Annotated in this window: 5 protein-coding genes; 3 read left to right on the top strand and 2 right to left on the bottom strand. The window is 43.9% G+C overall.

Annotated elements, in window-relative coordinates:
- Window positions 1-9: 9 nt before the first annotated feature.
- A protein-coding gene (locus D9T21_RS16110) for an IS3 family transposase (RefSeq protein ID WP_105936981.1) occupies window positions 10-1,172 on the bottom strand; the annotation gives its coding sequence in 2 pieces (ribosomal slippage) (window positions 10-917 and window positions 917-1,172; 1,164 coding nt in all).
- 326 nt (window positions 1,173-1,498) lie between these two features.
- Here D9T21_RS16110 and D9T21_RS16105 point away from each other — a divergent pair.
- The 3 genes from D9T21_RS16105 to D9T21_RS16095 are packed head-to-tail and all read left to right on the top strand — an operon-like array spanning window position 1,499 to window position 4,122.
- Window positions 1,499-2,194, top strand: coding sequence for a hypothetical protein (locus tag D9T21_RS16105; protein ID WP_123325993.1), 696 nt, complete (start codon window positions 1,499-1,501; stop codon window positions 2,192-2,194).
- A gap of 28 nt (window positions 2,195-2,222) precedes the next feature.
- Window positions 2,223-3,233, top strand: coding sequence for a hypothetical protein (locus D9T21_RS16100; RefSeq protein ID WP_164464716.1), 1,011 nt, complete (start codon window positions 2,223-2,225; stop codon window positions 3,231-3,233).
- On the top strand, window positions 3,217-4,122 hold the full coding sequence (locus D9T21_RS16095; protein WP_123325989.1) for a hypothetical protein: 906 nt from the start codon (window positions 3,217-3,219) through the stop codon (window positions 4,120-4,122). Before D9T21_RS16100 ends, D9T21_RS16095 begins: the two co-directional genes overlap by 17 nt.
- 40 nt (window positions 4,123-4,162) lie before the next feature.
- On the opposite strand, the gene istB is transcribed toward D9T21_RS16095, so the two are convergent.
- Window positions 4,163-4,903, bottom strand: a complete 741-nt coding sequence (gene istB, locus D9T21_RS16090; protein WP_123324632.1) for an IS21-like element helper ATPase IstB — start codon at window positions 4,901-4,903, stop codon at window positions 4,163-4,165.
- Between the last annotated feature and the right edge of the window lie 41 nt (window positions 4,904-4,944).

The following is a 4,944-nucleotide window of genomic DNA, read 5'->3' as shown; positions in this document are numbered from 1 at the left end:
CTGTAGTGGTCAATAAAACCCGGACACCTTTTTGGCTAATTCTTCCGCTTTTGCCGGTGGTAGCCCATCGTTAAATTGATGCGGTCTTTCCCAGTTGTAGTAATTCATCAGGTAATAACCCACATCTCGTTTTGCTTCATTTGGCGAATGGTAGCCGGTTGATGGCATCCATTCGGATTTGAGACTTCTGAACACGCGCTCCATCGGGCTATTATCCCAGCAATTCCCCCGGCGACTCATACTCTGAACCATCTTATAGCGCCACAGCCTTTGTCTGAACTTACGAGCCCCGTACTGCGAGCCCTGGTCGCTGTGGAACATCACGCCTGTTGGCTTACCCCTCAGCTCGTAAGCCATATCTAAAGCTCTCGCGGCAAGTTCCGCATCCGGTCGATGTGACATACTCCAGCCGATTACCCGTCGAGTATGCAGGTCAATCACGACCGCTGCATAATGCCAGGCTGAGCCAGTCCAGATGTAGGTGATATCACCGCACCAAGCTTGGTTGGGCTGCTGCACGTTGAACTGCCTGTCCAGTAAATTAGGGATATCTGGCCGCTCAACCTGCACGTTTTTGTATGCGTGCTTACCCGGCTGCTTGCTCATCAGCCCTTGTTCTTTCATTAGCCGGCCTACTTTGAACCGGCCCATGATGATGCCTTCATCGCGAAGCATATCAACAAGTGTTCGAGTGCCCGCGGACTGACGACTTCTATCGAACAGACGCTTCACTCTGGCGCGCAGAATACGTCGTTTAGCGCCAATCAGCCGGTGGCGCTTTCGTCGCTCGTAATAGCTACTGACACCAACACCTAACGCTGAACAGACCAATTCTGTTGATTCATGCACCCTCAACCGGTCTATCAGCGCGTGGATTTCAGGTCGTCGGACATTAAGAGTGCAGTAGCCTTTTTTAAAATAGTTTTTTCTCGCTCCAGCCTATTCACGCGAGCTTCAAGTTCCTGAATGCGTTGCTGTTCTGGTGTCAGGGCTTTTGATTTCGGCGTGCTACCGCCTCGTTCAGACTCAAGTTGCTGAACCCATTTGCGCAGAGTATTTTCATGAACGTCTACCGCGCGACTTGCTTCGGGTACACTACACCCCTGATCAAGCACCAGGCTCGCTGCATCATGTTTAAATTCCGGACTGAATGACCGTCTTTGTCTTCTCATTGAACACCTCGTTATTAAGTGTAATGCTACCACTTAAAACAGTGTTCGGGTTTAGTCTGCCACTACAGGTCTAATTTCGTGTGTCAATGAGTGAGATAATAAGTCGAAATAAAGGCTTATAACATTACAGGAACACATATTAACTTATCCGTTCATGCAACTTGGTAAGGATCGGTAGCACTTTGGATAGAATATCCGCCACATATTCTAAGCCAGTTCAGTTTACCCTATTTTATAATCACACGAACCTTCATTTCTTGTCTCCTTACTATTGAAACCATTATGTTTTATCTGTATAAAAATAAAACAGAAAAAGGATTTTGGTTATGCAGTTAAGACTCTTTATTAACCTATCGATACTCGTATCCTATGCAGTTTTGAATACTGTTCAGGGGCAGGAAGTTATCGAAGTTTCAAAAAATGACTTCCATGAAAAATATGCGGATAACGTAGATGTTAGTGGTTCGGTATTAGCTGCATCCTACGTTCCTGGAAGCCTAAAATATGCATCACCTGATCAGCTATATGTATATGTCCCAGAGTACAGACGGTTTTTAAATATCGTACTGTCCAGTATCGATGGGAAATATAGTGCTGACGCCTCATTTGAATTATCAGAAAATCAAACAGGCTGGATTCAGCTCAAGCTTCCAACTGAGTATCAGAGCGAATATAAAAAATACCTCCCCAATAGGCTAGTAGCCTTCTCATTCGCCGATAATACCGACATGTTTGGCAATTATATTCAAGAGGTGTTTCCGACCAGTTGGGGAACACCTACTTCAAATAGATTTACACTCTTGGTTAACAGTGCTGGCAGTAATCCAAACATCACTTTCAAAGATAACGAAGGCAAGCTAGTAACAGAGGACTGTCAAAGTATTCGTGAGAAGTTCACGAGAGTATTCAACTACACCTGTAGCCTAAGCGATCACGCTATTGATATTGCCACAACTTTCACTTTTAGCCCTGATTATCAAAGCAGTGGTAAAGACTACATAATTTGGCCGATTGGTGATTAAACAAATGAACTCGCCTCGCCGAACGGAATTGGACGTAGAAGAATTACTAAAAGAACTAAACGTTAAAAACCTCTATAAGCCAGCATTAATATTAGGCTTATTAGCTGTTATTGCGATAGTTTTTTTTATTACCATTTTGATTCACGCAATTTTTACAAAACTCGACGCTAACACTGAATATTCAATAAACGTTGCAACTCAAGTCGTGCAATATGAACCTAACGATTCGGCAATTCCAACCGTTAACTTGCCTTCATTTTCTGTTATTAAAGGCTCTAGCCAGTGTCAGCGAATTGAAGAAAATGATTGGATAAAAAATGGAGAGTTAACATTCTACGAAAATAGCTATGTGATTTTTCGTGTACATAAAGAAAATGAAATAAAGTTAAGCGTAGAACCACTAGTTGAAGATACCAGGATTGCTCAGCTTATATCTCCTAAAGGGCGCTGCGTTCTCAAAGAGAAATTCGCATTGACTATGCGCCTAACTGAAGCAGAGCCAGATTTTATTAGTATTCTGGTAGGTAAGGTAACTTTAGGTAAAACGCTTAGTTACGCCACCGAAACGATGCCAGCCCTATTACAAAACGGTAGTGTCGAAGTAAAAGACTATAGTTTCTGGTTTGAAGATCCTATTGGCTTATCGTCTATAACATTGAGCATGGGTGATACTGTACTACTACCCGCTGATGAGAAAAACGCCGCAACTGGACTGCTGACAATTAGCCAGGACGAAAATGCGTTCACAGGTGTATTTAATAAGAAAGGCGGGGAAGTAAGAATCACTAAACCTTTCGCTTCAAATCAAGGCAACCCGATCTCCGTTAGTTTCTTTGAACGCCTTTATAACGACAATGCACTCACAATTACACTAAGTGTTAGCTTTATCGTGATACAAGCCTTGATGTTCCTGATAACAACATTAATCAGACTCACATATATTCCCAAAAATTCAGATTTAGAAGAATCTCATTCCGTCCCCAGCAAGGGCGAAGAAGCTTTAGATGATATGGACACCACTAATGAAAAAACTAACTAAGACACTGACTCTGCTCTCGATACTGTTTTCAATTCCAGCTTTCGCCTCGGACGCATATGTCAGAACCCCGCACCAAGAAGGGCAAGGCATACTGAGACCCATTGGTGATAGTTGTTTTCTATACACTCCCGCACACGTGGTCACCCGTGCTCAAGGCGTAATGATAGAAACTCGATTAAGGAAAAAACTACAGGGAGAATTAATCAATACCTACCCTCAAGATTTAGCTCTTGTAAAACTGAAAGATTCCTCAGCCTGTGAAGAAAGTAGTTGGAATGGTGGAGGTGAACGCGTTGATGCAATATTGGATGTTATATCTAGTGGTAGGTTGAACTACAAACATCAGCAAGGCCGTTTAGAGGTATTTGATTTAGAGATTACTAATAAGGCCGTCGATACAACATTTAACATCAAATTAAAGGATGGTAAGAAGTTTCGGAAAGGAATGAGCGGCTCAATAATAACTGTCGGCGATTATCCAATTGGAATGCTGTTATCTGTAGAGGGTGATATAGGTACTGTGCTCAGGATGGACACAATGGCAGATCTATCAAGAAGAGTAATTCTCAGATATGCAACTGATCTTGAAAGAATTGAGATGGGGGATACAAAAGTCAGAAGTGAAAGTAACATTGCTACAGAACCCCAAAAACCTGTCGGAATAAAAAACGCTCCCCCCCCCAAACAAACATATGAAAATAGAGACCAAGTATTCAATGGTCGTATTTCTAAGGGTGAAACTACAGACCACAAAATTCTCGCTCGCGGCAATACTGCATACCGTATAATCGGACAACCACAACGAGATAGCGTAGATATAAGGCTTGAATTTCTTGATGATGCTGGTAATTGCATATTCCGGCTTATCCGGACACCAGCACCGGTTTAATCCGGACGCCTGTTTTCCTCGCTTTTCTCTAATCCTATTTTTATCCTATCTGTCCGGATTGTGCCAGCTTTCTCATTGATTCTCCTCCCAACTCAATCCGATGGCTGTTGTGGATCAGCCTGTCCAGCAGAGCATCTGCCACCGTTGCATTGCCTATCATGTTGTACCATTCTTTAACCGGGAGCTGGCTTACCATGATTGTACTGGCTGTTTGATAACGATCCTCCAGTAACTCCAGTAGATGACCGGCTTGCTCCTGGTTCATCTTTTCCATTCCCCAGTCATCGATTACCAGCAGCTGTTTCTTTGATAAGGCGAGTAGCTGTTTTTGATAACTGCCATCCAGCCGCCCTGAACTCAGATCATCCAGTAAACGGCTAAGACGATAGTAACGAACGCTGTACGTCTGCTCACAGGCCTGGGTTGCCAAGGCGCAGGCTACGTAAGTTTTTCCGGCACCTGTTGGTCCGGTGAGTAGGATATTCTGGTGCTTTAGCAGGTAGCTCCCGGTTAATAGTTCACTTATCTGGATACGTTTTAATCCCCGATCCTCTTTGTAGATAAGCTGATTGGGTGAGGCATCAATACGTAACTTAGCTTGTCGTTTCAGGCGTTCGATCCTGGCCTGGCTTCGCCCCAGTACCTCGCACTCAAGAAGCAGGCTAAGCCGCTCCTCGAACGTCAACTCAGCATAGGTGGAGAGTTGCTCTCGCTGTTGCTCAAGACCCTTGGCGGCATGGCCAAGACGCAGGGTTCTTAGTTGCTCATTAAGCTGATTCATGTCGTTCTCCTAGTGGTAACTATTTGGGCCACGCACATTGC

Origin of the sequence: Marisediminitalea oceani (assembly GCF_003731635.1) — a bacterium.
Classification (GTDB): Bacteria; Pseudomonadota; Gammaproteobacteria; order Enterobacterales; family Alteromonadaceae; genus Alteromonas; species Alteromonas oceani.
The sequence above is the reverse complement of the archived record's forward strand: the minus strand, read 5'-3'. Positions and strand labels throughout refer to the sequence as shown.